Annotated in this window: 24 protein-coding genes and 2 pseudogenes; 12 read left to right on the plus strand and 14 right to left on the minus strand. The window is 63.5% G+C overall.

Going from position 1 to position 26,738, the window contains the following annotated elements:
• Positions 1-11: 11 nt before the first annotated feature.
• Positions 12-1,211 (minus strand): methionine gamma-lyase, encoded by a 1,200-nt coding sequence (locus ACIOVD_RS10645; protein ID WP_401127521.1) that lies wholly within the window; start codon positions 1,209-1,211, stop codon positions 12-14.
• 124 nt (positions 1,212-1,335) lie between these two features.
• Here ACIOVD_RS10645 and ACIOVD_RS10650 point away from each other — a divergent pair, with 124 nt between their 5' ends.
• The 4 genes and pseudogenes from ACIOVD_RS10650 (at position 1,336) to ACIOVD_RS10665 (ending at position 3,983) form a co-directional block, all read left to right on the plus strand.
• Positions 1,336-1,806: an Lrp/AsnC family transcriptional regulator gene (locus ACIOVD_RS10650; protein WP_159996489.1), complete on the plus strand. Its 471-nt coding sequence runs from the start codon at positions 1,336-1,338 to the stop codon at positions 1,804-1,806.
• Between the two features lie 104 nt (positions 1,807-1,910).
• On the plus strand, positions 1,911-2,303 hold the full coding sequence (locus ACIOVD_RS10655; protein ID WP_095169089.1) for a GFA family protein: 393 nt from the start codon (positions 1,911-1,913) through the stop codon (positions 2,301-2,303).
• A gap of 112 nt (positions 2,304-2,415) precedes the next feature.
• Positions 2,416-2,646: pseudogene (locus ACIOVD_RS10660) on the plus strand (agmatine deiminase family protein); the annotation flags it as partial.
• Positions 2,647-2,882: 236 nt separating this feature from the next.
• Positions 2,883-3,983 (plus strand): polyamine ABC transporter substrate-binding protein, encoded by a 1,101-nt coding sequence (locus ACIOVD_RS10665; RefSeq protein ID WP_095169097.1) that lies wholly within the window; start codon positions 2,883-2,885, stop codon positions 3,981-3,983.
• A gap of 639 nt (positions 3,984-4,622) precedes the next feature.
• On the opposite strand, the gene ACIOVD_RS10670 is transcribed toward ACIOVD_RS10665, so the two are convergent.
• Positions 4,623-5,444, minus strand: a complete 822-nt coding sequence (locus ACIOVD_RS10670; protein ID WP_401127523.1) for a helix-turn-helix domain-containing protein — start codon at positions 5,442-5,444, stop codon at positions 4,623-4,625.
• Positions 5,445-5,559: 115 nt separating this feature from the next.
• Between ACIOVD_RS10670 and ACIOVD_RS10675 the strand changes: the two genes are divergently transcribed.
• The 4 genes from ACIOVD_RS10675 to ACIOVD_RS10690 all read left to right on the plus strand — a co-directional run bounded on the left by ACIOVD_RS10675 (position 5,560) and on the right by ACIOVD_RS10690 (position 7,889).
• Entirely contained in the window at positions 5,560-5,886 is a 327-nt protein-coding gene (locus tag ACIOVD_RS10675; protein WP_401127525.1) for a DUF2834 domain-containing protein, read from the plus strand.
• The gene (locus ACIOVD_RS10680; protein WP_401127527.1) at positions 5,883-6,317 is read left to right on the plus strand and encodes an MAPEG family protein; all 435 of its coding nucleotides are present in this window, start codon (positions 5,883-5,885) and stop codon (positions 6,315-6,317) included. Before ACIOVD_RS10675 ends, ACIOVD_RS10680 begins: the two co-directional genes overlap by 4 nt.
• A gap of 87 nt (positions 6,318-6,404) precedes the next feature.
• Positions 6,405-7,241, plus strand: coding sequence for an AraC family transcriptional regulator (locus ACIOVD_RS10685; RefSeq protein WP_401127529.1), 837 nt, complete (start codon positions 6,405-6,407; stop codon positions 7,239-7,241).
• Between the two features lie 51 nt (positions 7,242-7,292).
• Complete coding sequence (locus ACIOVD_RS10690; protein WP_401127531.1) at positions 7,293-7,889, plus strand: LysE family translocator; 597 nt, start codon at positions 7,293-7,295, stop codon at positions 7,887-7,889.
• A 122-nt stretch (positions 7,890-8,011) separates the two neighbouring features.
• Here the strand turns inward: ACIOVD_RS10690 and ACIOVD_RS10695 are convergent, their stop codons facing one another.
• Both ACIOVD_RS10695 and ACIOVD_RS10700 read right to left on the minus strand, forming a co-directional pair.
• The gene (locus tag ACIOVD_RS10695; protein ID WP_320332425.1) at positions 8,012-8,653 is read right to left on the minus strand and encodes an alanyl-tRNA editing protein; all 642 of its coding nucleotides are present in this window, start codon (positions 8,651-8,653) and stop codon (positions 8,012-8,014) included.
• Between the two features lie 56 nt (positions 8,654-8,709).
• Positions 8,710-9,642 carry a LysR family transcriptional regulator gene (locus ACIOVD_RS10700; RefSeq protein ID WP_401127533.1) on the minus strand — a complete coding sequence of 311 codons (933 nt, stop codon included), beginning with the start codon at positions 9,640-9,642 and terminating at the stop codon, positions 8,710-8,712.
• Between the two features lie 129 nt (positions 9,643-9,771).
• Here ACIOVD_RS10700 and ACIOVD_RS10705 point away from each other — a divergent pair, with 129 nt between their 5' ends.
• Both ACIOVD_RS10705 and ACIOVD_RS10710 read left to right on the plus strand, forming a co-directional pair.
• On the plus strand, positions 9,772-11,175 hold the full coding sequence (locus tag ACIOVD_RS10705; RefSeq protein ID WP_401127535.1) for an MFS transporter: 1,404 nt from the start codon (positions 9,772-9,774) through the stop codon (positions 11,173-11,175).
• Positions 11,176-11,748: 573 nt separating this feature from the next.
• Entirely contained in the window at positions 11,749-13,305 is a 1,557-nt protein-coding gene (locus ACIOVD_RS10710; protein WP_401127537.1) for a TerC family protein, read from the plus strand.
• Between the two features lie 30 nt (positions 13,306-13,335).
• Here the strand turns inward: ACIOVD_RS10710 and ACIOVD_RS10715 are convergent, their stop codons facing one another.
• Positions 13,336-14,100, minus strand: coding sequence for an alpha/beta hydrolase (locus ACIOVD_RS10715; protein WP_401127539.1), 765 nt, complete (start codon positions 14,098-14,100; stop codon positions 13,336-13,338).
• Between the two features lie 30 nt (positions 14,101-14,130).
• Between ACIOVD_RS10715 and ACIOVD_RS10720 the strand changes: the two are divergent.
• Both ACIOVD_RS10720 and ACIOVD_RS10725 read left to right on the plus strand, forming a co-directional pair.
• A pseudogene (locus ACIOVD_RS10720) lies at positions 14,131-14,961 on the plus strand (aldo/keto reductase); the annotation flags it as partial.
• A 106-nt stretch (positions 14,962-15,067) separates the two neighbouring features.
• The gene (locus ACIOVD_RS10725; protein WP_095169109.1) at positions 15,068-16,075 is read left to right on the plus strand and encodes an Ldh family oxidoreductase; all 1,008 of its coding nucleotides are present in this window, start codon (positions 15,068-15,070) and stop codon (positions 16,073-16,075) included.
• 215 nt (positions 16,076-16,290) lie between these two features.
• On the opposite strand, the gene ACIOVD_RS10730 is transcribed toward ACIOVD_RS10725, so the two are convergent.
• The 9 genes from ACIOVD_RS10730 to ACIOVD_RS10770 all read right to left on the minus strand — a co-directional run bounded on the left by ACIOVD_RS10730 (position 16,291) and on the right by ACIOVD_RS10770 (position 26,342).
• On the minus strand, positions 16,291-17,862 hold the full coding sequence (locus tag ACIOVD_RS10730) for an aldehyde dehydrogenase (NADP(+)) (RefSeq protein ID WP_401127541.1): 1,572 nt from the start codon (positions 17,860-17,862) through the stop codon (positions 16,291-16,293).
• A 108-nt stretch (positions 17,863-17,970) separates the two neighbouring features.
• Positions 17,971-19,362 (minus strand): fosfomycin efflux MFS transporter AbaF, encoded by a 1,392-nt coding sequence (gene abaF, locus ACIOVD_RS10735; protein WP_095169111.1) that lies wholly within the window; start codon positions 19,360-19,362, stop codon positions 17,971-17,973.
• A 71-nt stretch (positions 19,363-19,433) separates the two neighbouring features.
• Positions 19,434-20,351 carry a dihydrodipicolinate synthase family protein gene (locus ACIOVD_RS10740; protein ID WP_095169112.1) on the minus strand — a complete coding sequence of 306 codons (918 nt, stop codon included), beginning with the start codon at positions 20,349-20,351 and terminating at the stop codon, positions 19,434-19,436.
• Between the two features lie 112 nt (positions 20,352-20,463).
• On the minus strand, positions 20,464-21,492 hold the full coding sequence (locus tag ACIOVD_RS10745) for a trans-3-hydroxy-L-proline dehydratase (RefSeq protein WP_159996459.1): 1,029 nt from the start codon (positions 21,490-21,492) through the stop codon (positions 20,464-20,466).
• A gap of 208 nt (positions 21,493-21,700) precedes the next feature.
• Complete coding sequence (locus ACIOVD_RS10750; protein WP_401127544.1) at positions 21,701-22,423, minus strand: amino acid ABC transporter ATP-binding protein; 723 nt, start codon at positions 22,421-22,423, stop codon at positions 21,701-21,703.
• Entirely contained in the window at positions 22,416-23,066 is a 651-nt protein-coding gene (locus tag ACIOVD_RS10755) for an amino acid ABC transporter permease (protein ID WP_095169115.1), read from the minus strand. The genes ACIOVD_RS10750 and ACIOVD_RS10755 overlap by 8 nt, the downstream gene beginning before the upstream one ends.
• A gap of 10 nt (positions 23,067-23,076) precedes the next feature.
• Entirely contained in the window at positions 23,077-23,742 is a 666-nt protein-coding gene (locus ACIOVD_RS10760) for an amino acid ABC transporter permease (RefSeq protein ID WP_095169116.1), read from the minus strand.
• Positions 23,735-25,513 (minus strand): aconitase X, encoded by a 1,779-nt coding sequence (locus ACIOVD_RS10765; RefSeq protein WP_401127546.1) that lies wholly within the window; start codon positions 25,511-25,513, stop codon positions 23,735-23,737. Before ACIOVD_RS10765 ends, ACIOVD_RS10760 begins: the two co-directional genes overlap by 8 nt.
• 10 nt (positions 25,514-25,523) lie before the next feature.
• Positions 25,524-26,342 (minus strand): transporter substrate-binding domain-containing protein, encoded by an 819-nt coding sequence (locus ACIOVD_RS10770; RefSeq protein ID WP_095169118.1) that lies wholly within the window; start codon positions 26,340-26,342, stop codon positions 25,524-25,526.
• Between the last annotated feature and the right edge of the window lie 396 nt (positions 26,343-26,738).

Below are 26,738 nucleotides of genomic sequence, written 5' to 3' on the forward strand. Positions count from 1 at the left end.
GTTGGCCTCCCTCAGGCGCAAGCGTCGAGGGCCTGGGTGACGTCGGCCAGCAGGTCGGCGATGTCCTCCAGCCACACCGACAAGCGTACCAGCCCTTCGGAAATACCGTGTTCGGCGCGTTGCTCCGGGGAGTAGGTGGAGTGGGTCATGCTGGCCGGGTGCTGGGCCAGGGACTCGGCGTCGCCCAGGCTGACCGCGCGGCTGAACAGCTGCAGGGCATTCATGAAGCGCCGGCCGTCGACCAGGCCACCCTTGAGTTCGAAGGCGATCATGCCGCCGGGCAATTTCATTTGCCGTGAGGCCAGTTGGTGCTGGGGAAAGGACGCCAGGCCAGGGTAGGTCACCCACTCGACTGCCGGGTGCGCCTGCAGATACTCGGCGATCACCTGGGCGTTGCTGCAATGGCGCTCCATGCGCAGGGCCAGGGTCTTGAGCCCGCGCATCAGCAGGAAAGCATCCTGGGGCGACATCACCGCGCCGGTCAGGTCCTTGAGGCCCTGCAAGCGGATACGGTCAGCCAGCGCCTGGCTGCTGACCACGATCCCGGCGGTGATATCGCCATGGCCGCTGAGGTACTTGGTGGCCGAGTGCACCACCACGTCCGCGCCCAGCTCCAGTGGGCGTTGCAGGTAAGGGGTGCAATAGGTGTTGTCCACCACCAGGGTGACCTGCGGGTGCTGCCGGGAGATCTCGGCCACGGCGGCGATGTCCACCAGTTGCATGGTCGGGTTGGCCGGTGTTTCGCAGTAGATCATCCGCGTGGCCGGGCTGATCGCTGCGCGCAACTCGCTGAGGTTGGACAGGTCGACATGCCGCACCTTGACCCCGAACTCGCCGATGCCGTGGTGCAGCAGGGCGAAGGTGCAGCCATACAGGGTGCGGTCGACGATGATTTCGTCCGCCGGGCGCAGCAAGGTCCAGAGGGTCGCGGCAATCGCGCCCATGCCGGAACTGAAGGCCACGGCCGCCTCGCCGTTTTCCAGGGTCGCCATGCGCGACTCCAGCAGCGCCAGGGTCGGGTTGGAAATCCGCGTGTAGAAATGCCCGGGTTGTTCGCCGGCAAAACAGCCGGCGCCGTATTCGGCGGTGGGGAAGGTGAAGGTGGACGTGAGGTAGATCGGCGGGATCAACGCCCCTTGGTGATCCAGCGGGTTGTAGCCGTGGTGAATCGCACGGGTAGAAAAGCCAAGTTCGTTGTTTTTATTGTCCATGGGTAACGCTCCCTGATTTCCTACAATGCTATGCTCAAATTCAACGCGATAAATTCCAAACTTGCCCGTTTATAAACGGCTAATTGGAATACAAACCCATAAAAACAAGATTAAGAGGCAAGATATGCCCGCCGGCCTGGATCGTACTGACAAAGCCCTACTGAACGCCCTGCAAGGCAACGCCCGCCTGACTACCGCCGAACTGGCGGACCAGGTAGCGCTGACCACTTCGCCGTGCTGGCGCCGGGTGAAAATCCTCGAGGAAAGCGGGGTGATCACCGGCTACCAGGCGATCCTCTCGCCCAAGGCCCTGGGGTATGGCGTGACGGCTTTTGTCAGCGTAATGATGGAATCCCACAACCAGGAAATGGCCCGCACGTTCGAACAGCGCCTGCTGCAGATCCCGGAAATAGTCGCCTGCCACAACGTCTCCGGACGCTACGATTTCCTCTTGGAAGTGGTGGCCAAGGACCTGGAGTCCTTCGGCGAATTCGCCCGCGAAGTGCTGCAGACCTTGCCAGCGGTGAAGGAGATTTATTCGAGTTTTTCGTTTAAGTCGGTGAAGCCGTCGCGGGTGATTCCGGTATTGGGTTGATGCGATCCGGCACGGTTGTCCAGCTGCTATTTTTACCCTCGACAGGATCGCACCGGGGAGTCACTCGGCTGCGCTGATCGATGACTTGCATCAGGAGCACGACCATGCACCGATTCACCGGCGGTTGCCTATGTGGCGATGTACGCATCGAAGCGGCGGGCCAGCCCTATCGGGTTGGGCTGTGTCATTGCCTGGAGTGTCGCAAGCACCACGGCGCGCTGTTTCACGCCTCTGCGATATTTCCCGAAGCGGCGGTGACCATCACTGGCGAAACGCGGGATTACGCCGGGCGGTTTTTCTGCCCGCGCTGCGGCTCGTCGGTGTTCGCCCGCAGCGCCGACGAAGTGGAAGTCAACCTGGGTTCCCTGGATGCCCCTGACCAGTTGATGCCCACCTATGAAAGCTGGGTGATCCGTCGCGAGTCCTGGTTGCCGGCATTTCCCCTGGCCCGGCACTACCGGCAGGATCGCGAGGGGAGCGGGCGTCTGGAAGAGTAAGCTACCGCGGCCTCTTGTCGGGTTGGAGCACCTTCCCCAAAGGGGATAGATTTATTTGACGGGAGCCAATTAAATCGGGAGCTAAATAAATCTGTCCCCTTTTGCACACAACAACAAGTTCAGTAAAAACAACCCGGATTTTGCCGCCGGCTACATCAACTACTTCGTGATCAACGGCGCCGTGCTGGCGCCGCAGTTTGGTGACCGGGCAGCCGATCGCCGGGCCCTTGAGTTGCTGACCCAGCTCTACCCGGACCGCGAAGTGGTGCAACTGGACATTGACGCGATCAGCGCCGGCGGTGGCGGCATCCATTGCGTGACCAGCCACCAGCCGCAGGTATAGCCGCGCATTGAGCCAAATGGCCATTTATTTTGGCCATTACGATCCCCTTTTGGCCAAGGCCGCACTGTGTCCCGCTGCGGCCCTGGGCAACAATCGGAGCAGTTGGCCGATCCCGGAACGTGCACTCAAACCCTAACTAGAATCCGGATTCGCCTGCCCTTGGCTATCGTTAAACCCGCTGCCGTTTACAGAACATAAAAACCGTCGAACTAACGCCGCATTTGGGGAAACCATTCATGGTCACGATGAACCGTATTCTGGGCGCCACCTTGTGTGGGCTGACGCTGCTGGCCAGCGCCGTGCACGCCGAACAGCGCGAATTGAGGGTGTACAACTGGGCGGACTACATCCTGCCGTCCGTGCCCAAGGACTTTGCCAAGCAAAGTGGCATCAAGGTCACCTGGGACACCTTCGACACCAACGAATCCCTGGAGGCCAAGTTGCTGACCGGCAACTCGGGTTACGACCTGGTGGTGCCCTCCAACCAGTTTCTCGAGACCCAGATCAAGGCCGGGGTGTTCCAGAAACTCGACAAGTCGAAATTACCCAACTGGCAGCACCAGGACCCGGTCTTGCTCAAGTTGCTGAACCAGAACGACCCGGGCAACCAGTACGGCGTGCCGTACATGTATGGCACGGTGCTGATTGGTTTCAACCCGGCCAAGGTCAAGGCCGCCCTCGGTGAAAATGCCCCCGTGGACAGTTGGGACCTGGTGTTCAAGCCAGAAAACATGGAGAAGTTGAAAGCCTGCGGCGTGGCCATGCTCGATTCGCCAACGGAAATCCTGCCATTGGCCCTGCATTACCTGGGGCTGGACCCCAACAGCCAGAACCCGGATGACTACGAGAAGGCCAAGGCCCTGCTGCTCAAGGTTCGCCCTTACGTGGCTTATTTCAACTCGGCCAAGTACATGACCGACATCGCCAATGGCGATATTTGCGTGGCCATCGGTTACTCCGGCAGCTTTTATCAGTTCGGCAACCGCGCCAAGGAATCCGGCAACGGCGTGGTGGTCGATTGGCGCCTGCCCAAGGAGGGCGCACCGATCTGGTTCGATACCTTTGCCATCCCCAAGAGCGCAAAAAACGTCTCCGAGGCCCACGAGTTTCTCAACAACCTGCTGGACCCGAAAGTCATCGCCCCCATCAGTGACTTCCTCGGTTACCCCAATGCGAACAAAGACTCTCTGGCGCTGATCAACCCGGAAATTACCGGCAACCCCAACCTGACGCCCACCAGCGAGGCGTTGAAAACCCTGTACGTGGTGCAACCGTTGCCACAAAAGCTGGAGCGGGTGCGTACCCGGGTCTGGACCAGCATCAAGACCGACAAGTAAGGCCTTGGCCCTGGACCGCCACGCAAGGTGGCGGTCTGGCAGGTTAGAAGCGGTCTACAGCGCAGTGGGTGAAGTCCTGGTTTTATGGGTATATCCGTTGCTGCGGTGATGGCGGCTTAGGGTTTCGCCCTTACGGCGAGGCACTTTTGTCAAACGACACAAAAGTACCCAAAAAGTCTCAGCCCCAGCGTTCGGCCCCTCGCCAAGGCTCGGGGTCCCTTCGATACGGTATCCATCCGGGGGCATCGCCTCCGGTTTGCTTCGCTGCACCTCCTCTCGATGCATGCGGCTCCGCCGCACGGCGCTACGCGCCTCCCCCCGGATGGACACCTTCGCTCAGCCTGCCGAAGGGGCGAGTAGATCAAGATCAAGATCAAGAGCAAAAGCACGGCGACCTGCCGGTCGGCCTGAGTGGTAAGGGCGGGCGAGGCGGCCTACCGGCCGGCCTGCTTTTTTCCTAGTGTATGAATTTCCTTTGTGGGAGCGGGCTTGCCCGCGATGGGGCCGCTACAGCCAACATTTATGGTTCCTGGCACACTGCCTTCCCGGGCTAGCGGAGCGCCGCCCGGCCCAGCCCCACAGTGGCTTTGGTTGCTTGCAGATTTTGCATACGGCCACCAGACCTGTGGGAGCGCAGCCTCACCCCTCGGTGTTGCCTTGCAGCGACTGCTCATACGCCCGGGTCATGATTTGCCAGGTCTGGGCATCGGCTGGAATCAGGTGTTCGATGCGCAGTGAGCTCAGGGTGATGTCCTGGGGCATGCCGAAGGTGGTGAAGGTCGACAGGAAGTTCAGTTCACCCTGGGCGCAGTCAATGCGCGTCAGTACCAGCGGTGGTAGTTCGGCCGTCATCGGCAGCGGGTTGGCCGGGGCGGGCAGGGTGTCCAGGAGCTGGGCCAGGGTCGGGTTGGCCAGGGCCTCGCGGGTTGCGCGCTGCCAGGCCAGGCTGCGGATCTCCTCGGCGTTGCGCAAATGGTCGCCCAGTCCGCCCGGCTGCAGCAGCGTCACCAGCAGGTTGAGCTCCACCGCCGCATCGGCCGGCAGTCCGACCAGGTTGAAGAGCACGGCAGTGCTGGCGTTGGCGGCCAGCACTTGCCAGTGGCTGCCCAGGACAATCGCCGGTGCGGGATTGTTGGCGTGCAGGACATGGCTGATCGCGCCGCGCACCGCCTCCATGGGCGGCGCCGTCAGGGGCGTCGCTTCGTAGCGCGGCGCATAACCGGATGCCAGGAACACGCGGTTGCACTGCTCCAAGGGTGCCTCCAGGGCGGTCAGCAGGTTGTGCAGGGTGCCGGGGCTCGGCTGGGCGCGGCCGGTTTCGATGCAGCTCAGGTGACGCTGGGAAACCCCCGCGATCAAGGCGAGGTCGAGCTGGCTCAGGCGGGCCTGGCGGCGCAGCAGGCGCAACTGCTCGCCGGCGGTGGTCGGGGGTGTCGTGCGGGGAAAGGGGCGGATATCCATACGTTGACTCTGGCCGTGCGAAGGGTAGGCGTCCATGACCTCAGAGGTCATTGAGGGCCGGGCGACGATAGCACTAACTTGCTGCTCATCAACCGCCGATTGCAGGAAGCACCGCATGTCTCGACCCTATCTCGCCCTGGCCGCCTTGAGCGGATTTTCCCTGTACACCGGCTGGACCCTGTTGATCGCCGAGCAATCGCTGCTGGCGTTCGGGATGGGCCTTTTGTCCCGGCCGGATACCGCCCAGGTGGTCATCGATCTCTACCTGCTGGCGGGCATGGCCGGCGTCTGGATGTACCGGGACGCCCGGGCCAAGGGCCGCTCCTTGGTATCGGTGCTGCCGTATTTGCTGCTCACCGCGATCTTCGTCTCGATCGGCCCGCTGCTGTACCTGGTGGTCAATGGCTTTTGCGCCAAGCCCAGCGCCAGGGGGCAGGGATGAACAGCACGCTGCACGTCTATGCCCTGTGTGTGCTGCTGTTGTTCGGGAAGATGTTGGCCATCTCCTGCTATCAGGGGTTCTATCGTATCCGCCACCGGGTGTTCACCAACGCTGAGGATGCGCGATTTTTCCAGCGCCCGGCGCTAATCCAGGAACTGCCCCAGGTACAACGGGCCGGCAAAGCCTGGGCCAATGACCTGGAAAACATTCCGCTGTTCTTTGCGCTGGGCGGCTTGTGTCTGGCCCTGGAAGCCGATGACCAGCTCGCACCCGGGTTGTTTTGCCTGTTCACCAGTGCCCGGGTGCTGCACACCCTGATGTACCTCGGCGGCTGGCAGCCATGGCGCACGATTGCCTATGGGCTAGGGCTGGCTTGCCTGCTGGCAATGGCCGGCCTGGTGGCGACGAGGATTTTTCCGGCGGCGGGATGAGCTGCACAAATCTTCTAAACAGCGTGGTGCAAAGCGCGGTAAGTTGATCGCCCGAATTTTTTGCCCAGGGCTGGCGCCGGAGGCACCATGGACGATCACCACTGGATCGAACTGTCCCAGGATCCCGACACTGGGATCGAGTCGATCCGCGCGCATTTCCAGGGCCACGCCTATGACCCGCATTGGCACGACAGCTTCCTGGTGGGGATCACCGAGCAGGGGGTGCAGCAGTTCAATTGCCGGCGGGTGCGCCACCTCAGTACGCCTGGCAAGGTGTTCATGCTGGAGCCGGGGGAAATCCACGATGGGCAGGCCCCGACCGAGGAAGGTTTCACCTACTCCATGCTGTACTTCGATCCGGCGTGGCTGGAGCAGCAGCTGCGCTTGCTGTTCGAGCAGGTGCCGGAGCACAGCCAGTTGGGCTTCGCCGACACCCTGAGCCAGGATCCGGGCCTGGCAATGTGCATTGGCCAGGCTTTCCAGGCGCTGCACCGGGGCGAGTTGCGTATCGTGCGCCAGAGCGCCACCGACAACTTGTTGGCCGCGCTCACCCGGCACCTCGACTGGCGTCAGCGCCAGACCTATGATCCGCGCCTGCCACGGGTGGCCCAGGTGGCGCGCGACTACCTGCAGGCCCACGCCTTTGAAGACATCGGCCTGGATCAATTGGCCCAGGTCTGTGGCGTCGACCGTTTTCGCCTGAGCCGCGCCTTCAAGGCGGCGTTCGGGCTGGCGCCCCATGCCTATCTGATCCAGCTGCGCCTGGCCCGGGCGCGCTTGTGGCTGGCGCGGGGCGAAACCCCGGCTCAGGTTGCCAGCGCCCTGGGTTTTGCCGATCAGAGTCATCTGGGGCGCTGGTTCCGCCGTGCCTATCGGCTCACCCCGGCCGATTACCGCAAGCGCTGCTCAAACCTTCCAGACTGACCCCCGCCGGCGCGCGAGCATGGACCCCTGTCTGATCAAGGAGTCCCTGCCATGCTGTCGTTCCTGCCTTTTCTGTTGTTTGCCTTCGTGGCCTCGATCACCCCGGGGCCACTCAATATCCTGGTCCTGAGTCACGGTTCCCGGCGCGGATTGGTTGCCACCCTGCCGATTATTCTCGGCGCCTGTGTCGCGGCGGCGCTGGTGGTGTTGAGTGTCGGGCTCGGGCTGGGTGAGACGCTGCTGCGGTTCCCGCGCGTGCAACAGGCGATGGTTTGGGCCGGGGCGTTGTGGCTGAGCTGGTTGGCCTGGCAGATCTTTCGCAGTCCGCCGCCGGCGCTGGATTCGACCGACACGCGTGACGCCGGTATGGGCGTGCTCGGCGCCGCGGCCCTGCAAGTGATCAACCCCAAAGTCTGGATGATGGCGGTGGCCGTGGCGAGCGTGTTTGCCGGCGACGGGGAACAGGCGTCGCGGATGCTGCTGTTGTCACTGTTGTTCCTCCTGACCTGCCTGCCGTGCATGACCCTGTGGGCGCTGTTGGGCGTGGGCAGCGCCCGGGTATTGCGTTCGCCCCGGGCGCTTGTGCGGATGAACCGTGGGTTGGCGGTGTTGCTGCTGCTGTCGGCCTGGTTGGGCATGTTGGTGTAGGCATCATCGATGTTGAATGGGCCGGCCCCATCGCGGGCAAGCCCGCTCCCACAGTGGTTCTGGGTGTTCGCAGATTTTGGGTACACCTACTCAACCTGTGGGAGCTGGCTTGCCAGCGACGCCTAGAGCAACGTGATTTCGATGCGCTCCTTGCCTTTGCCGGTGTTCTTGCGCTTGAGCTTGAGGGCGCCGATTTCCCCGGTGGAGCGTGGGTGAGTGCCACCACAGGCCATTCGCGCAAATCCTTCGACGTGCCAGTAGCGGCGCTGCGCGGCTTCATCGCTGAAGGCGGTGATGATGGGCAGGTCGGCGCTTAACAAGGCAACGACCTGGGACTCGATCTGCGGGAAGAGGGTGGCGATGCTGGTCTCGCGGGCAAAGTCGATGCGCGCCTTGTCGGCCGAGATATGGGCACCGATGCGAGTGATGTCCGGTTCAAGCTGGTAGACCAGTTGCAGGACCATTTCCGCGGCAAAGTGCAGGCGCATCAAGCGATAGCGCCGCGCCCAGTCAATGCGCATCTCGACCTCGCTGCCCACCTGCAGGCCATGCCCGGTGGGCAGGGTGTAGACAATCTCCAGGCCGTGTTTTTCCGCCGCCAGCACTGCAAGGCCCGCGAGGGTTCCGCTGTCACTCTCCTGGCCACCGGAAAAGGCAAAGAACACTGTCTGTTCGAGACACACCGCATCCCCCTCGACCGCGGTGACCCGCGTTTGCAGCTCGGTTCGATAAGGGTCTTGCCAGAAGAGCTTGTGCGTCGCCATGGTTTGCCACCGTCCTTGAGCAGGTTGATGGCGAAATCATAGAAGGGTTGTTGGCTTCAGGCTTGAACGATCTTGCTCAACGTGTCGGGTTGAGCAAGCACCTGGGTACACACCTCGCGTATGCAGCCGCGCAGCCAGCGATGGGCAGGGTCGGCGTCCATTCGTGGGTGCCAGATCAGCGACAGGCCGATGGCCGGGGTGGGCAGTGGCAAGGTGAAACTGAACAGCTCACTGCGCAAGTGCCGGGTATGGCGCTCGGGCACCGTGGCGATCAACTGCGAGTCGCGGGTCAGCGCCAACGCCGCAGCGAATCCACTGACCAGGGTCGCGATGTTGCGTTGCAGGCCCTGGCTATTGAAGGTTTGATCCAGCAGCCCCTTGGCCAGGCCCCGACGGGAAACCAGCACGTGTTGCCCGTCCATGTACCGGGCAACGCTGATTTTGCCCTGGCTCAAGGGGTGCCCGTGGCGTACCACGCCGACAAAACGATCCTCGAACAGCAGGCGAGTGTGCAGCTCGGGGCTGGTCCCTGGCTCGACCACGCCAGTGTCCAGGTCGACGCTTCCCTCGCGCAGGGGGGCGCTGTCCTTGCTGAGCTTTTGCAGGAAGTACACGCGCACACCGGGCGCCTCTGCGGCCAGGCGCTGGATCAATGCCGGGCCGAAGTTTTCGACAAATCCGTCGCTGGTGCGCAGCGTGAAAGTGCGCACCAGATGCCCGATGTCCAGCTGTTCGACGGGGCGCAACACGGCGCTGGCGTCCTGCACCAGTTGGCGCACCTGTTCGCGCAGCTCGATGGCCCGTGGCGTCGGTACCAGGCTGCGCCCGGCCCGCACCAGCAGCGGGTCGCCGGTGGTGGTGCGCAAACGAGCCAGGGCCCGGCTCATCGCCGAGGGGCTCAAGTGCAAACGCTGGGCCGCGCGCGCCACGCTGCCTTCGGCGAGCAGGGCGTCCAGGGTAATCAGCAGGTTCAGATCAGGCGTCGACATTGGGCAACGGTAGCACGCTGCGCACCTGGGATGGCGTTTGCTGCAGCTATAAAGTGCAAATGCTGCGTCTTCCGCCTTATCTCACTCAGGCATAGGCTTTCGCCCATCACCGAGCGCAAGGCCTAATCCATGAACACTCTCTCCACAACAACCGCCGCCCAAGCGCCACCGAGCCGCTGGGCACTGGCCAGCCTGTCACTGTCGATGCTGTTGCCGTCACTCGATACCAGTATCGCCAATGCTGGCCTGCCAGCCCTGGCCGGGACGTTCGAGGCCTCTTTTGCCCAGGTGCAATGGATTATCCTGGCCTACCTGCTGAGCATCACCACCTTGCTGGTCAGTGCCGGTCGCCTCGGTGACCTCATGGGGCGGCGACGCCTGCTGCTGTGTGGCATCAGCCTGTTCACCCTGGCCTCATTGCTCTGCGGCCTGGCGCCCAGTCTTGGCTGGCTGATCGCAGCACGGGCGCTGCAGGGATTTGGCGCGGCGATCATGCTCGCCCTGACCCTGGCGCTGGTGGGCGAGACTGTGCCCAAGGCGCGGATTGGCAGCGCCATGGGCCTGCTGGGCAGCCTGTCGGCGATCGGCACCACGCTGGGTCCGGCGCTGGGCGGGGTGTTGCTGGTCGCCAGCGGCTGGCAGGCAATCTTCCTGGTCAGCGTGCCGCTGGGCCTGCTCAATGGCTGGCTGGCCTGGCGCTACCTGCCGGCGGATGGGCCGTTCGCCAAAGGCAAACCGCGCGGTTTTGATCTGCCGGGGAGCCTGATGCTGGCGTTGACCCTGGGTGCCTACGCGTTGGCCATGACCCAGGGGCACTGGGTGCTGTTGCTGCTGGCAGCCGCGGGCGCTGGGCTGTTTGTCTGGCGCCAGGGGCGGGTGGCGGTACCCTTGGTCCGCCTGCAACTGCTGGGCGATCGGCAATTGAGCGCGGGTCTGGCCATGAGCCTGCTGGTGTCCACGGTGATCATGTCGACTCTGGTGGTCGGGCCGTTTTACCTGGCTCGCGGCCTGGGGCTCGATGCCCTGGCAGTGGGGTTGGTGCTGGCGGCGGGGCCCGCAGTCGCGGCCCTCAGCGGTGTGCCGGCGGGGCGCCTGGTCGACCGTTGGGGCACGCGCCGCATGACCCAGGCCGGGCTGTTGGGGATGGCGCTTGGCGCCACGGCGCTGGCGCTATTGCCGAGCGCCAGCGCAGTGCCCGGCTACCTCATGCCGATGCTGTTGCTGACCGCCAGTTATGCGTTGTTCCAGGCGGCCAACAATACCTCGATCATGGCCGGCATCGACCCGCAGCAACGGGGCGTGGTGGCAGGCCTGCTCAGCCTGTCGCGCAACCTGGGGCTGATCAGCGGGGCGGCGTGCATGGGCGCGCTGTTTGCCTTCGCCACGGCGGCGGATGTGTCGGTTGCGTCTGCGCCCGCATTGGCCCAGGGGCTGCACGCCAGCTTCGCGGTGGCCACCGTGTTGATCATTCTGGCGTTGCTGATAAGCCATTTTGCGCTGGGCAAACGCGGTCAGTCAGGCACTCCCGACTGATTTTGATCAGGGTCGAGCGTCTCGACGAGCTCGCCTTCAACCAAGCCGTACAGCACCATCTGATACGTATTTTTCATCTGTACCTGACGCTGTTTTCGGTACAGCCGGGGCGCCACAATAGGGCCGTAACCCTGGACAAATTTTTGGAGGCGCGATGTTCAAGATGGCGATGTTTCTCGGTGGATTCTTGCTGCTGACAATCATGATCGGCGCCCTTGCCACCATTTCCCCGGTGTAATCACCGGTCGATCGTGTCAAATCTTGTAATAACTCTGCGCGGCAGAAAAACCCTGCCGCACTGTAGGATCATGGACCCAATTTTCTACAGGTCCGTATGAACACCCTTCTGGAGCCTCCCAGTCGCTTCGCTCACCTTGCAGCCTCGTTTCCCTCAGTCAGCGCCCGTAGGTCCATCGCGCCTACCACGGTTGCGTTGAACCGCCCAGGCACCTTCCTCGCCTGTTGCGCAGCACCCTTTATCCCGAACCAAACCGCCCCCATTGTGCGTTGCAGGGCGTCGTACTCGCGTGCGCGTCAATCGTTCAAGCTGATTCGAGAGAGTAAATAATCCCTATGGAATGGATTGCAGATCCCACGGCCTGGCTTGGCCTGTTGACCCTGATTGTGCTGGAGCTGGTGCTCGGCATCGACAACCTGGTGTTCATTGCCATCCTGGCCGACAAACTGCCGCCCGAGCAGCGTGACCGTGCCCGGGTCATCGGCCTGTCGCTGGCATTGCTGATGCGCCTGGGCTTGCTGGCGAGTATTTCGTGGATGGTGACCCTCACCGAGCCTTTGATCGAGGTGTTCGACAAGGTCTTCTCTGGCCGCGACCTGATCATGTTGTTCGGTGGTGTGTTCCTGTTGTTCAAGGCGACCATGGAGTTGCACGAACGCCTCGAAGGCCACGTTGCCACCCGCACCGGGACGGCCGCCTATGCGCTGTTCTGGCCGATCGTGGCGCAAATCGTGGTGCTGGATGCGGTGTTCTCGCTGGACGCGGTCATCACTGCGGTGGGCATGGTCGAACACCTGTCGGTGATGATGATTGCCGTGGTGTTCTCCATAGGCCTGATGATCATCGCCAGCAAGCCGCTGACGCGCTTCGTCAACGGCCACCCGACGGTGATCATGCTCTGCCTGGGCTTTTTGATGATGATCGGCTTCAGCCTGACCGCCGAGGGCCTGGGTTTCCACATCCCCAAAGGCTACCTCTACGCGGCCATTGGCTTCTCGATCCTGATCGAGCTGTTCAACCAGTTGGCGCGGGCGCGGCGCAAGAAGAGTCTGCAAGGGCACCGGCCGATGCGCGAGCGCACTGCGCACGCAGTGTTGCGTTTGCTCGGCGGGCGTAGCTTGCACGCCGATGAAGTGGGCGAGGAGATTGCCGACATGCTCGAAGGCACTGACGCCGATCAGGTCTTCGATCGCCGCGAGCGGGTGATGATCAGCGGCGTCCTGCAATTGGCCGAGCGGCCGATCCGCAGCGCGATGACGCCGCGGGCGGAGGTCGATTACATTGACCTGGCCGACTCGGCCGAGGCGATCCGGACCACACTGATGCACTCCTCGTACTCGCGGTTGCCGTTGATCCGCGAGGGCCGCATCGATGAGCCGCTGGGCTTCGTCCACAAGAAAGAGCTGCTCAAGGAATTGCTCGCAGGCCACCAGCCCAACCTGGAAGCCATGGCCCGCACGTCGATCAACCTGCTGGAGAGTTTTTCGATCCTCAATGCGCTGGAACAGATGCGCAAGGAGTCGACGCACATCGCCTTTGTGGTGAACGAGTTCGGTGACTTCATTGGTTTGCTGACCATGACCGACATCCTTGAGTCGATCGCCGGTGAGTTGCCGGACGCCAGCGAAATCGAAGGCCCGAACATTGTCGCCCAGGGCAATGGTTTCCTGGTCAGCGGCGCCTTGAACCTGAGCCAGGTGCGCCAGCAGATCGGCTTCCAGGCCAGGGCCACGGATGACTACCAGACCCTCGCGGGACTGGTCATGAGCCTACTGGATCGCCTGCCGATGATTGGCGACACACTCACCTGGGAAGGGTGGAACCTGACCGTGGTCGAGGTCGAAGAGCGGCGGGTGACGCGGGTATTACTTAGCCCAGTGTTGCCAAGTTGAATGAACGTCCTGCGGCCGTTGACGCAGTCGTCACATCCCGTTGCGCAGCAGCGGCAGGTACCTGGGGCTGGCGGCGATGGAGTTGTGTCCCGTGCCGGGTATGACCTCGAGCCTGGCCACGCCGGGGGCGAACTGGCGTAGCAGACGCTCGGTGCTGGCGCGGGGGATGACCTCGTCATGTTCGGCGGCCAGCAGCAGGGTGGGCACCTGGATGCGCGGGGCGTACTTCCAGGAGTCGTAGCGGTCGCGCAGCAGCCAGCGCACCGGGAAGATTGGCAACTGGCGCGCGGCCAGCTCTTCCAGGCTGTTGTAGGGGGTAATCAGGATCAGTCGCGCCACCGGCCGTTGGCTGGCCAGGCGCACCGCGACCCCAGAGCCTAAACTGCGACCGACCACCACAACCTGTCGGTGCTTGGCGTAGACCTGATCGAACAGTGCCAGCGCATCCGCGGCAATCGCTTCCTCAGAAGGTGAGCCGCCGCTGCCGCCAAAACCCCGGTAGTGCATCAGGTACAGGGCGTGATCGGTAAAGGCCTGGGCAAACTGTGGCAGGTTCGCCGAGACATCCTCGGCATTGCCGCCGAAGTAGATCAGGGCCTGGGGAGCGTCGCGCTGGCGGACGCTGACCAGCACCTGGGTCTCATCCACTGCGAGCCTCAGTAGGGTTGTCGCGCTGTCAGCGGAGCGCGCTTGCGGGTAGTAGATCAGCGCGCGCTGGAACACCCACAGTCCCGCACAGAGCGCCAGGTACAGCGCTACAGCGATGAGCACGATGGACATCAGGATGCGCGACATTCGTCTAACGTTAGTACATCGATCGGACCAGGAGGCATGAACATGCTGACCCGCGCCATTCCTTCCAGCTCCGAACCCTTGCCCATCGTCGGGTTGGGCACCTATCGCGGCTTTGATGCCGCGCCAGGAGAGGCTCCCTACCAGCAACTGCCGGCGGTGCTCAGTGCGCTGTTCGCCAAGGGCGGCACGATGCTCGACAGCTCGCCGATGTATGGTCGGGCCGAACAGACCAGTGGTGAGTTGCTGTCGATCCATGAACCGCGTTCGCCGGCCTTCCTGGCGACCAAGGTGTGGACCCGAGGTCGCGATGAAGGCATTCGGCAAATGGAGCAGTCCTTGCGCTTGCTGCAGACTGACCGTGTCGACCTGATGCAGATCCACAACTTGCTGGACTGGCAGAGCCATCTACCGACGCTGCGAGAGTGGAAGGCGGACGGGCGGATTCGCTACATCGGCGTCAGCCACTACAGCGCCAGCGCCTATGACGAGATTGAGGCCCTGCTCAAGGCCGAGTCGCTGGACTTCCTGCAGATCAACTATGCCCTCGATGACCGGGCCGCCGAGAAGCGCCTGTTGCCGTTGTGTCGCGAGCGCGGGGTGGCGGTGATCTGCAACCGGCCGTTTGGCGGCGGTGACTTGCTGACCAGGCTCAAAGGCAAGCCGCTGCCGGGTTGGGCGGCACAGGTGCAGGTCAGCAGTTGGGCGCAACTGGCGCTGAAGTTTGTGTTGTCCCATAGCGCGGTGACGTGCGTCATCCCCGGTACCCGCCACCCACGCTTCATGAGCGAAAACGCCGGTGCCGGTTTTGGCTCGATGCTGACGGGGGCGCAGCGTGAGCAGTTGATTGATCTGATCGGCTGACGGATCGCGCCAGGTTGTGCCGAAATCGTCATCGCCCAGGCTTAAAGCGATCAAGCCGGGGGCGGTGGAATGGGCGAGTCTGGACGGTCTGTTCAAGGAGCTGACTATGATCCGACTGTCCCTGGCCGAAGCCCGCGAGCTGGCCGAATCGATCCTGCTGCACAACGGTTTTAACTCCGCCCACGCCCAGGCAGTGAGCAACACGGTGATCGCCGGCGAGCGCGATGGCTGCGCCTCCCACGGTTTGTACCGGGTTCTCGGTTGCGTGAATTCACTGCGGGCCGGCAAGGTCTCGGCCGATGCCGAGCCCCAGGTCATCGACCAGGCGCCCTCGATCGTGCGGGTCGACGCGGCCGGCGGCTTTTCCCAACTGGCGTTCCAGGCCGGGTTGCCGATGCTGGCGGCGAAAACCCGGGCCAACGGGATTGCTGCCCTGGCGATCAATCGCTGTGTGCATTTTTCCGCGTTGTGGGTGGAGATCGAGCAACTCACCGCGGCCGGCCTGGTGGCGTTGGCCTGCAACCCGAGCCATGCCTGGGTCGCACCGGCTGGCGGCAGTCAGCCGGTGTTCGGCACCAACCCGATTGCCTTCGGCTGGCCGCGCGCGGGCCAGGAGCCGTTTGTCTTTGACTTCGCCACCAGTGCAATCGCCCGCGGCGATATCGAATTGCACCGCCGGGCCGGCAAGGCGATTCCCCAAGGCTGGGGCGTGGATGGGCAGGGGCAGCCGAGTACCGATGCCAACGTGGTGCTCGACAGCGGTGCGATGCTGACCTTCGGTGGGCACAAGGGTTCGGCACTGGCGGCCATGGTGGAGTTGATCGCCGGGCCATTGATCGGTGACCTGACCAGCGCCGAATCCCTGGCTTACGATGCGGGCAGCAAATCCTCGCCGTACCACGGCGAACTGATCATCGCCCTCGACCCACGGCGCTTCCTTGGCGACGCCACCGAGCAACACCTGGCCCGTGCCGAAACCCTGTTCCAGAGTATCGAAGGCCAAGGCGCCCGTTTGCCATCGCAACGCCGCTATGAAGCGCGAGCCCGCAGCCAGGTAGAAGGTGTGCAGATCCCCGAGGCGCTGTACCACGACCTGAAGGCGTTGTTGGCCTGAACCCTTAGAAGTAGCGGGCGCCCGCTTGCGGCGCCCGCTTGCGGCCTGCTTTCGAAGGACTCAATGACGGCGCGGTGAATCAGGCTTTGCGCGTCATCGTTGACGACCATCGCGAGCAAGCCGCAAGCGGGCGCCCGCTCCTACAGTGATATTAGGTGCCCACAGGTTCCGCATACACCCGCTCACCTGGAGCAACCCGCTTATTGGCTGATGGCTTAACGTTGCTGTTTGCCGTCAACCAGGCGGTTGATGCCCAGTGGGTTGGCGTTTTTCAGGGGCTCGGGCAGTAGGTAGTCGGGGCAGTTCTGGTAGCACACCGGGCGCAGGAAACGCTCGATGGCCAGGCTGCCGACCGAGGTGCCTCGTGCATCGGAGGTGGCCGGGTAGGGGCCGCCGTGGACCATCGCATCACACACCTCGACCCCGGTCGGGTAGCCGTTGAACAGCACCCGGCCAACCTTCTGCTCCAGCAGCGGCAACAGCTCGCCATGGGCCTGCAAGTCAGCGGCTTCGGCAATTAGCGTGGCCGTCAGTTGACCGTGCAAGCCGTGCAGCGCGCGCTGCAGTTCAGCGGCGTCGGCCACTTCCACCAGCACGGTGGTCGGACCGAAGACTTCCTCCTGCAACAGCGGATCACCCTCGAGCAACAGACGGCTGTGTGCCTTGAACAACTGCGGCTGGGCCTGTCGACCCTGTTGCGCGCGGCCGGCGAGGTGGCTGACCTGCGGATGCGTGTGCAACGCTTCGACCCCCCGGGTATAGCTCGCCAGCGTGCCGGCGTTGAGCATGGTCTGCCCCGGCTGCTCGGCCATCAGGGCACTGAGCTGCTCGATGAAGGCACTGAATTCGCCAGAGCGAATCCCGATCACCAAGCCTGGGTTGGTGCAGAACTGCCCGCACCCTTGGACCACCGAGGCCACTAGTTCACTGGCGATTGTCGTACCCCGTACCCGCAGGGCGTCGGGCAGCACCAGCACCGGGTTGATGCTGCTCATCTCGGCGAACACCGGGATCGGTTGCGGGCGTGCGGCGGCCATGTCGCACAGGGCCCGACCACCTTTTAATGAACCGGTAAAGCCGACTGCCTGGATCGCCGGATGCTTGACCAGGGTTTCACCGACCCCGGCACCGTAGATCATGTTGAACACACCCTTGGGCATGCCGGTCTGTTCGGCGGCGCGGATGATCGCATCGGCGACTCGTTCGGCCGTCGCCATATGTCCGCTGTGGGCTTTGAACACCACCGGGCATCCGGCGGCCAGGGCTGCGGCCGTGTCGCCGCCGGCGGTGGAGAAGGCCAGGGGGAAATTGCTGGCGCCAAACACTGCCACCGGACCCACACCGATCCGGTACTGACGCAGGTCCACGCGGGGTAATGGCTGGCGATCGGGCAGGGCGCGGTCGATGCGCGCGGCATAAAAATCGCCGCGGCGCAGGACTTGGGCGAACAGACGCATCTGGCCACTGGTGCGACCCCGTTCACCCTGAATGCGTGCTGTCGGCAACGCGGTCTCGCGGCTGACCAGGGCGATGAACTGTTCATCCAGCGCCTCCAGTTGTTCGGCAATGGCCTCGAGGAACTCGGCGCGGCGACTGGCCGCCAAGCCGCGAAAGGCCGGATAGGCGCTCGCGGCGGCCTGGGCGGCGGCGTCCACCTCAGCCTCGGTAGCCTGGCTGAAAGCGTAGGGCAGGGGCTCGCCGGTGCTGGCGTCGTAACTGCGCAAGGTTTGGCTGCCAGCGGCGCTGCGGGCACCACCAATGTAGTTGTGGCCGAGAAGGTCGGACATGCAAAAGCTCCTGTGAAAAATGGGGTCGGCTCTGCTGGTTTTGTCGGGGCGGGAACACGCCGCAAGCGGGAGCCGCAAGCGGGAGCCCGCCCCAACAGACAGACCGGGTTACGCCAGTGAGTCGGCGCGGCGTGGGGTGGCGTTCGGGTCGAGGGCGGCGATCCGTGCCGCGGACTCGGCATCCACCAGGTGCAAGGACTTGCCACGGGTTTCCCGAGTCAGGCCGACGGCCACGATGGAGATCAGCGACGCGCCGACCAGGTACCAGGCGATCGGTGTCGAGCTGTGGTACTTGTTCAGCAGGGTGATGGCGATCAGCGGAGCGAGCGAACCGGCGAAGATCGGCGCCACCTGGTAGCACAGCGACAGGGCGGTGTAGCGCACATGGGTGGGGAACATCTCGGCCATCAGCGCCGAGTAGGGCGCGTAGGTCATCGACTCGATGGCCAGGCCCAGGGTAATCGCCGCCATGATCAGCCAGTTGTTGCCGGTGTCCATCAGCGGGAAGCCGATGAAGCCCCAGAACGCGGTGAGTACGGCCCCGGTCAGGTACACCGGTTTGCGTCCGACGATATCCGACAGGTAGCCCATCAGCGGAATCAGGAAGAAATGCAGCAGGTGGGCGCCGAACATCAGGAACAGGATTTCCGAGGTGTCCTTGTGCACCACCAGCTTGAGGTACGTGATGGAGAAGGTCACCACCGTGTAGTAGAGGATGTTCTCGGCAAACCGTGCGCCGATCCCGACCAGCACCGCACGCCAGTGATGGCGCAGGACTTCCACCACCCCCAGTTGTTGCTGCTTGGTCTGCGCCTGGCGAGCCTGGGCTTCCTTGAAGATCGGGGCATCGTCGACGCTGGTGCGAATCCAGTAGCCGATCAGTACCACCACGGCCGAGAACCAGAACGCTACGCGCCAGCCCCAGGCGAGGAATTGCTCCTCGGACAGGTTCGACGACAACAGCAGCAGGGCGACCGTGGCCACCAGGTTGCCCGCCGGAACCCCGGCTTGTGGCCAACTGGCCCAGAACCCACGACGATTGTCCGGGCAGTGTTCGGAGACCAGCAGGATCGCGCCGCCCCATTCACCACCAAAGGCGAAGCCCTGGATCAATCGCAACAGCACCAGTAACACCGGCGCGGCATAACCGATCTGGTCGAAGCCGGGCAGGCAGCCCATGAGGAAGGTGGTGATGCCGACTACCACCAGGCTCAGTTGCAGCAGGCGCTTGCGGCCGAATTTGTCGCCGTAGTGACCGAACACCAGGCCACCCAGGGGACGGGCGAGAAAGCCTACGGCGTACAGGGCGAAGGCGGCGATGATGCCGTCGATGGGGCTGTCGGTCTGGCGAAAGAACAGCTGGCCGAAGACCAGTGCCGAGGCCGTACCGTAGAGAAAGAATTCATACCATTCGGCGACGGTACCGGCCATGGCGGCGCCGACGACACGTTTGAGTCCTGCGGGGGTGGTTGCGCTTTGAGTGGGTTGAGCGTTGGACATGCTGGCGTTTCCTGTAGGGGCGCAAAAACAGGCAGCCGGGCCGGACCTGCGAAGGTCCGCCCGGCACTCACTCAGAGACCGACGTCCGGCAACTCTGGACGGTTGGCCAGGGCCTTGGCCATGATCTGCTCGACGAATGCCCGATCGGCTTCCGGCAGGGCCAGGCGTGGCGGACGGGTCAGTGCGCTGCCGCGACCGGCGATGGCTTCACACAGCTTGATGCACTGCACCAGGTCGGCACGGGCATCGAGGTGCAGGATCGGCATCAGCCACTCATAGATCGGCATGGCTTCGGCGAAGCGCCCGGCCTTGGCCAGGCGGAAGATGGTTTCGCCTTCCTTGGGGAACACGTTGGACATGCCCGAGACCCAGCCTTCGGCACCCACGGCGATGCTTTCCAGGACCACGTCGTCGAGGCCGGCGAACAGCACGAAGCGATCGCCGACTTCATTGCGCACATCGATGAAGCGCCGGGTGTCGCCGGAGGAGTCCTTGAAGCACACCACGTTGTCGCAGTCGGCCAGGGAAATCAGGATGTCCGGGGTCACGTCGTTTTTGTAGATCGGCGGGTTGTTGTAGACCATCAGCGGCACGTCGGCATTTTTCGCCACGTAGCGGTAGTGCTCGGCGGTCTCGAACGGCTTGGAGCCGTAGACCAGCGCTGGCATCAGCATCACGCCATCGACCCCGACCCGGCGCACGGCGTTGGCCACTTTGGCCGCTTGCACGCTAGTGAACTCGGCCACGCCGCAGATCACCGGGACCCGACCGCGGGAAGCGTCGACCGCGACTTCGGTCACGGCGATTTTCTCTTCCGCGGTCAGGGAGGTGTTTTCGCCTACCGAACCGCAGACCACCAGCCCGGATACGCCATCGCGAATCACGTTGGAAATCACCTGGTGAGTTTTTTCCAGGTTGATCGAGAAGTCATCGTTGAATTGGGTGGTCACCGCGGGGAAGACGCCACTCCAGTTAATGCGCTTGCTCATTGTTGCCTCCGATTGGTTTTTGTATTTCGTATACGATATTTTAAATGCCGAAGCTCGGCTAGTGCTTTTTGCAAAATAAACAGGGGTTTTGCTGCCGTTGGTCCGGGCAGACTCAGGCGCCGGGCCAGGTGTCCGACAAGCGATAGCCTTGTGGCCACGGGTCGCTGGGGTCGAGCAGGTGTTGATGGGTGCCGGTGATCCAGGCCCGCCCGGAAATGCACGGGTAGATGGCCGCGCGTCCGGCGACTTCGGTCAGCGAATCGATGCGGCAGTGGAACTCGGAGCCAAGGATCGAGCGGCCGATAAAGCGTTCGCCAACCTGCATCAGGCCCTTGGCGTGCAACACGGCCATGCGTGCCGAGCAGCCGGTGCCGGTGGGCGAGCGGTCGATCTTGCCGGGCTGGATCACCACCGCGTTGGCGCCAGTGGCGATGCCGTTCTCCACCACGATCGGGGCCGCCAGTTGGCAGAAGGAAATGTGCGACCACTCTGGGTTCAGCGGGTGGACGAAGCCCAGTTGCTCGTTGGCCGCGCGGGTGATCTTCAGCCCGACCGCCACCAGGTCCGCCGCCTCATCGGGACGAATCGAGAAACCCAGGGCTTGGGCATCGGCGATCACAAAACTGTCGCCGCCGTAGGCGGTATCGACCTGCAGCGATCCCAGGCCTTCGACTTCGATCCAGGCGTCGAGGCGATCGGCGAAGGAGGGCACGTTTTTCACCTCCACCCGTTGCACCTTGCCGTCCCGGCAGTCGGCGACCGCTTCGATCAGGCCGCCCGGGGCTTCGAGTACCAGCCGGGTTTGTGGTTCGGTCATCGGCAATATGCCGCTGTCCAGCAGCACGGTGGCCACGCACAGGGAGTTGGACCCGGACATCGGCGGGGTGTCGGCCGGTTCCATGATGATCCAGCCCATCTGCGCCCGCGGGTCCTTGGCCGGCACCAGCAGGTTGACGTGGCGGAACACTCCGCCGCGCGGTTCGTTGAGCACGAAGTTGCGCAGGGTCTGGTCCTGGGCGATCCAGCGCGACTGTTCCCACAGCGTGGCGCCGGGTGGCGGCGCAACGCCACCGACGATTACATCACCGACCTCGCCTTCGGCGTGGCAACTGACGACGTGAATGACTTTTGATGAACGCATGCTGTCCTCCTGTTGTTGTCTGTTTGGGCCTCATCGCGAGCAGGCTCGCTCCCACATTGATCTGTGGCGGCCATCGATTTTGTGTACACCACCCAACCCTGTGGGAGCGAGCTTGCTCGCGATGGTCGCAAGAGCGACGCGTTTGTCCAGACTGCACGTGTCATCGTTGACGACCATCGCTGGCAAGCCAGCTCCCACAGGATTGGGGTTATTTCACCGATTTGAGAAACGCCGCGGTCTCTGCGTGCAGCGGGTTGCCGATGACCTGGTCCGGCGAGCCGATCTCGTGCACCAGGCCGTTGCGAAAGAACGCCACGCGGTCGGAGACATCCCGCGCGAAGCGGATTTCGTGGGTCACCAGAACCATGGTCATGCCGTCTTCGGCGAGCATGCGCATGGTGTCCAGGACTTCGCCCACCAACTGCGGGTCGAGGGCCGAGGTGGCTTCGTCGAACAGCATGTAGTCCGGCGACATCGCCAGGGCGCGGGCGATGGCCATGCGTTGTTGCTGGCCGCCGGAAAGCTTGCCGGGGAAGGTCTTGAGCTTGTCGCCCAGGCCCACGTGAGTCAGTTGCCTGACCGCCAGCTCCTCAGCCTCGTCCTTGCTTTTGCCGAGCACTTTGCGCGGCGCCAGCATCACGTTCTCCAGGACCGTCAGGTGCGGGAAGGCGTTCCATTGCTGGAACACGATGCCGATTTTCTGCCGCAGGCGGTTGAGGTCGGTGCCGTTGCCGTGGACCTCGATGCCGTCGACGCGGATGTTGCCTTTTTGGATCGGTTCCAGGCCGTTGATGCACATCAGCAGGGTCGACTTGCCGGAGCCCGAGCCGCCGATGATCGACACCACCTCGCCCTTGTTCACCGTCAGGCTGACGCCCTTGACCACTTCCAGGTCGCCGAAGGATTTGTGTACGTTGTCGATCTCAATCATTTTCTTGCCACCTTCTTTCCAGACGAGCGCCCAGGCGGGCAACCACCAGGCTCATGACGTAATAGATCAGACCCGCGACGCACAGCACCAACAACGGCTCCTGGATGCGGGTGACGATGGTTTGCGAGGCGCGCAGCAGTTCGACGATGCCGATCCACATCACCAGCGCGGTGTCTTTCATCACACTCAGGACCAGATTCAGCCAGCCGGGGAAGGCCACGCGGGTAGCCATCGGCAGGACGATCCAGCGCAGGTCCTGCAGGTAGCTCAGACCCAGGGAACGACTGGCGCGGCGCAGGGTGTAGGGCACCGAGAGCACACCGCTACGCACGATTTCGGTGAAGTACGCCGCGGCGTACACCCCCAGCACGATGCAGCCGACACTGAAGGCGCTGATGTTCAGGCCGACGATGCTTTTCAGCGAGTTGAACAGCACGAACTGGATCAGCAACGGCACGCTGCGAAACACGTCCAGCACCCAGGCCAGGGGCAGGCTGGCCCGTGGCATCAGGGCGCGCAGCAAGCCAAACAGCAGCCCGGCCACGGTGCCGAGGATGATCGACCAGAACGTCAGTTGCAGCGTGACCCAGGCACCGTTGAGCAGGAACAGCAGGTCATTGATCGAGAAGCTGGTGGTAAACATGCTCACTTCCTCAGTAACGGAACAGCCGCCACGACAGCAGTCGGGCTACCGCGACGATCGCCTTGGCAATCAAGTAGTACAGGACCGCGGCAATGGCGAAGTACTCGAAGGTGCGGAACGTCTTGACGTTGTAGTCCTGGGTCACCCCGGTCAGGTCGTTATTCAGCCCGACGATCACCCCCAGCGAGGTCATCAGTACCGCCCAGACCATTTGATTGGTCAGCGGGTAGAAGACGATGCGCAGCAGTTGCGGGACGATGATCAGGCGATAGGCCTGGAACGCGCTCATGCCCAGCGAGCGCGCGGCACGCACCTGGGTGTCGGGCACGGCCTTGAGGCCCCCGCGAAAGTTTTCCGCCAGGTAGCCGGCGTTGTTGAAGGTGATCCCGGCGAGCAGGGCGAACCACGAACTGACATGCAAGCCGAGCGAACCCAGGCCGAAGTACAGGACGTAGATCTGGAACAGCGACGGGGTGTTGCGGGCAATCGATACCCAGCCGTTGCCGATCCCGCGCAGCAGCGGGTTGCGGGTTTCGCGCATCACCGTCAGGGCCAGGGCGATCAGCACCCCGAAGATCATCGACAGGGCTGCCGTCTCGAAGGTCACCAGGGCGCCGGCAAGCATGTCCGGCAGGGCGCGCAGGGCTGAGCGCCATTGGAAGCTGTAGTCAAACATGCGCAGGATTCTCCAGGCGGGCAGCAGGTTGCAGCCAGGCCGGCAGGCGTCCGCTGGCCGTGGCGGTGCAGGCGGCTTCGACACATTCCTTGAGGCTGGCGAAGTGCACCTTGCGCCCCACCAGGCCGGGTGCGTAGTGGGCGTATTTGCCCGAGTTGGTCATCAGGGTGGTGGCCGCCAGCGGGATCACCGGCTCGCCGAGCATGCACCAGCAGGTGTCGGTGACCAGGGTCGCGCCGAAGGCTTCAATCACCGCGATGTGCCCGGCGGCTCGCGCCTGCTCCAGCACCGCACGGCCGCAGGTGATGGCGACCACCACCGCGGGGTGCTTGTGCCGGCCGCGACACAAGCGCGCCAAGTGGCCAAATTCACTCAGGGAAAAGTGCGGGTTGCCCAGGGAGACCATATCGACCCGGCTGTCGCGGGCGCTGTTGAGTTCACGCCAGCTCACCAGCAGGTCTTGCAGGTGGATGTTTTCCTGGGGGAGCAGGACATCGGCCTCCAGCACCTGGCGCGGGTCGAGCGCCTCGGGGGTGACCCCGGCAATATGGAACATCGGCGCCGCCGAAGTAGTGGCTAACGCCGCGCCGAAGGCCTTGAGATCATCCAGGCTCGGCTGGTGCTGTTCCAGGCCCAGCACCAGGGGAATGCGGCTGCCTGCCAGGGCGCCGATGTGGTAGCCGAGCAGCGGGTAGAACGCGTCGTCCAGGCCCACCAGTTTGGGTACCTGCACCTGCAGACCGGCCTTGCGCTGGGCGTCCAGGTGGCAGCCGATCAGGGGCGCACGGCCGGTGAGGGCAATGCAGATGTCCAGGTAGTCCGGGTACTTGAGGGTCCGCGCGCCGAGCACGCTGTTGGCGTAGACCACGGCATTCGATTCAGCCCAGACAATCTGCTCGCCGGCCTGGGGGGCGCTGTCGAGCAGGTAGGGCGCACAGGTGAAGCTCAGTTGCGCGCCCATCGCCATGTAGGCATCTCCCAGGGCACTGGCCGGTACGCCGAGGGCAGGATCGATGCCCAGTTCGCGCCAGCGGCGCTGGTCCACGGAGATCGAATTGAGGGTGGTGGGCACGCGCACTTTCGCGCCCCACTGCACCAGTTGTTCGGCAAACCGCAGGCTGGCCGGACCGGTGTAGATGCAGCCGTCGATGTGCGCCTGGGTGACATCCACCAGGCGTTGCGCGCCCTGCAACCGGGCCATGCGCAGGACGATCTGCATCGCCACTTGCGCGGCCTGGCCATGGTGGCCGGCGAGCAGTGCCTGATCCAGTTCGCTGAGTTCCAGGGTGCTGTGGTTGTCGGGTTTGCGCAGGGCGTTGTCGGGTGCTTGCCAGGCATCTCCGGGTGGTTGCTCGAACAGGCTCAGGGCGCTGTCTTCGACCCGCGCGACCGCCATGCCGCGCAGGGTGGCAAAGGCCTCCCGGCCGATGCACAGCACCGGCAGGGAACGTTGGAAAATCGTCTGCGCCACGAGCACGCCCAGGGTCAGGATCTCATCCGGTTCGGCCAGCACCAGTGCCGCTGGGGCATGACCGTTGCTGATCAACTCCATCAGCACGCTGCTGCCAGTACAGGAGCCGCGGCCGCTGGGAATCGCCAGCACCCGGCCGGCCAGGTGTTGGCCGCTGAGGGGGTGGTGACGGTCGATGACCTCACCGCTGCACGGATCGACCCCGCCCCAGAAACTCAGGCCGACATCGGCGAACAGCAAGGCGCCTTCGGCGGCGCCCGGGACCAGACAGCGCCCGGTCAGAGAAGTGAGCCTAGGCATGCCGGACACCTTAGTAGTAGACCTGAGGCACGGTCAGGTTGGTCGGCGGGATCTCGGTGCCGACCCATTTGACGAACAGCTCTTTGTAGCGCCCGGTGCGCACCTGCTGGTTGACGAACAGGTTGAGGTAGTTGAGCAGGCCGTACTCGTTACGCTTGGCGCCCAACGACACGTAGTCGATCACGTAGGGTGCGTTGCCGGCGATTTTCAGGTTCTTGTATTTGCCCGACTTAATGGTCGCGGCGGCAACTGTGTTGGTCACGATCGTGGCGTCGATGTGGCCCTGGGCGACCGCCAGCAAGGTGTCGTTCTGCGACTGGTAGGCGCGGAAGCTGCCGCTGCCCCAGCTCTTCACGTCCTTTTCCAGGGCAATCGCTTCATAGGTGCCGCTGGTGTTGCCGACGGGTTTGCCCTTGATGTCGTCGAAGCTGTTGATGCCGGTGTTGTCGCGGGTCAGCACCACCATCTGGAAGGCGAAGTAAGGCACGGTGAGGCCGACGGTCTTGGCCCGCTCCAGGGTGTCGGAAGTGGAGGCAACGATCACGTCGGCACGCCCGGAGACCAGCGCCGGAATCCGGTCGGGGAACGGCGTCTCCACCACTTCAGCCTCGACCCCGAGGATCTTCGCCAGGTCGTGGCAATAGTCCACGTCGAAACCCGCCGGGTTGTTACCTTCATCGCGAAAACCCATGGGCGGGAAGTCCAGGGTCACGGCGCAGCGCAGCTTGCCCGAACCGACGATGTCGTCGAGCTTGTCGGCCTGGGCGGTGGCAATAAAGGAGGTACTGAGCACAGCGCTGAGGGCTACGGCAAATGCGGGGTTTTTCATAGAGGCCTCGTGATGGGTGAAGTGCTGTTGGGTAGCGTACTAGGGATTTCGTATACGATATTAACAATAGCAATCAACGTGCCTGTTTCCAGTGTAAAAGCAGATTTTTTTCTCAGCCCTTGCGGTAGGCGTGCTGCGGCGAATTGGCTGGAGGCAGAGTGACAGCATGGCCGTCGGGGGAGGCAGGGGGCGGTGTTACATATGGGAGCAATGGGTGGGCGCACGCCCCTTTTAGGAACACCTGGGGCAAGGGGAGAGAGCTGTCGGATGTTCCACCGCAACGACAGCGCGTGGTACCTGATTCAGCGCGGCGTAATGGGGTTCTTCGCGAGCAGGCCGCAAGTGGGCGCCCGCTCCTACAGTAGTTTCGGGTACTCGCAGATGTTGCAGGCACCA

It is taken from the genome of Pseudomonas sp. NPDC087626, assembly GCF_044743405.1.
Taxonomy (GTDB): Bacteria; Pseudomonadota; Gammaproteobacteria; order Pseudomonadales; family Pseudomonadaceae; genus Aquipseudomonas.

Coding starts and splice junctions, on each gene's coding strand:
- ACIOVD_RS10675 (WP_401127525.1), top strand. CDS start 5,560: ATGTCTCGACCCTATCTCGCCCTGGCCGCCTTGAGCGGATTTTCCCTG.
- abaF (WP_095169111.1), bottom strand. CDS start 19,362: ATGTCCAACGCTCAACCCACTCAAAGCGCAACCACCCCCGCAGGACTC.
- ACIOVD_RS10745 (WP_159996459.1), bottom strand. CDS start 21,492: ATGCGTTCATCAAAAGTCATTCACGTCGTCAGTTGCCACGCCGAAGGC.
- ACIOVD_RS10695 (WP_320332425.1), bottom strand. CDS start 8,653: ATGGCGACGCACAAGCTCTTCTGGCAAGACCCTTATCGAACCGAGCTG.
- ACIOVD_RS10755 (WP_095169115.1), bottom strand. CDS start 23,066: ATGTTTACCACCAGCTTCTCGATCAATGACCTGCTGTTCCTGCTCAAC.
- ACIOVD_RS10740 (WP_095169112.1), bottom strand. CDS start 20,351: ATGAGCAAGCGCATTAACTGGAGTGGCGTCTTCCCCGCGGTGACCACC.
- ACIOVD_RS10765 (WP_401127546.1), bottom strand. CDS start 25,513: ATGCCTAGGCTCACTTCTCTGACCGGGCGCTGTCTGGTCCCGGGCGCC.
- ACIOVD_RS10700 (WP_401127533.1), bottom strand. CDS start 9,642: ATGTCGACGCCTGATCTGAACCTGCTGATTACCCTGGACGCCCTGCTC.
- ACIOVD_RS10710 (WP_401127537.1), top strand. CDS start 11,749: ATGGAATGGATTGCAGATCCCACGGCCTGGCTTGGCCTGTTGACCCTG.
- ACIOVD_RS10725 (WP_095169109.1), top strand. CDS start 15,068: ATGATCCGACTGTCCCTGGCCGAAGCCCGCGAGCTGGCCGAATCGATC.
- ACIOVD_RS10650 (WP_159996489.1), top strand. CDS start 1,336: ATGCCCGCCGGCCTGGATCGTACTGACAAAGCCCTACTGAACGCCCTG.
- ACIOVD_RS10760 (WP_095169116.1), bottom strand. CDS start 23,742: ATGTTTGACTACAGCTTCCAATGGCGCTCAGCCCTGCGCGCCCTGCCG.
- ACIOVD_RS10750 (WP_401127544.1), bottom strand. CDS start 22,423: ATGATTGAGATCGACAACGTACACAAATCCTTCGGCGACCTGGAAGTG.
- ACIOVD_RS10680 (WP_401127527.1), top strand. CDS start 5,883: ATGAACAGCACGCTGCACGTCTATGCCCTGTGTGTGCTGCTGTTGTTC.
- ACIOVD_RS10670 (WP_401127523.1), bottom strand. CDS start 5,444: ATGGATATCCGCCCCTTTCCCCGCACGACACCCCCGACCACCGCCGGC.
- ACIOVD_RS10730 (WP_401127541.1), bottom strand. CDS start 17,862: ATGTCCGACCTTCTCGGCCACAACTACATTGGTGGTGCCCGCAGCGCC.
- ACIOVD_RS10715 (WP_401127539.1), bottom strand. CDS start 14,100: ATGTCGCGCATCCTGATGTCCATCGTGCTCATCGCTGTAGCGCTGTAC.
- ACIOVD_RS10690 (WP_401127531.1), top strand. CDS start 7,293: ATGCTGTCGTTCCTGCCTTTTCTGTTGTTTGCCTTCGTGGCCTCGATC.
- ACIOVD_RS10645 (WP_401127521.1), bottom strand. CDS start 1,211: ATGGACAATAAAAACAACGAACTTGGCTTTTCTACCCGTGCGATTCAC.
- ACIOVD_RS10685 (WP_401127529.1), top strand. CDS start 6,405: ATGGACGATCACCACTGGATCGAACTGTCCCAGGATCCCGACACTGGG.
- ACIOVD_RS10770 (WP_095169118.1), bottom strand. CDS start 26,342: ATGAAAAACCCCGCATTTGCCGTAGCCCTCAGCGCTGTGCTCAGTACC.
- ACIOVD_RS10655 (WP_095169089.1), top strand. CDS start 1,911: ATGCACCGATTCACCGGCGGTTGCCTATGTGGCGATGTACGCATCGAA.
- ACIOVD_RS10665 (WP_095169097.1), top strand. CDS start 2,883: ATGGTCACGATGAACCGTATTCTGGGCGCCACCTTGTGTGGGCTGACG.
- ACIOVD_RS10705 (WP_401127535.1), top strand. CDS start 9,772: ATGAACACTCTCTCCACAACAACCGCCGCCCAAGCGCCACCGAGCCGC.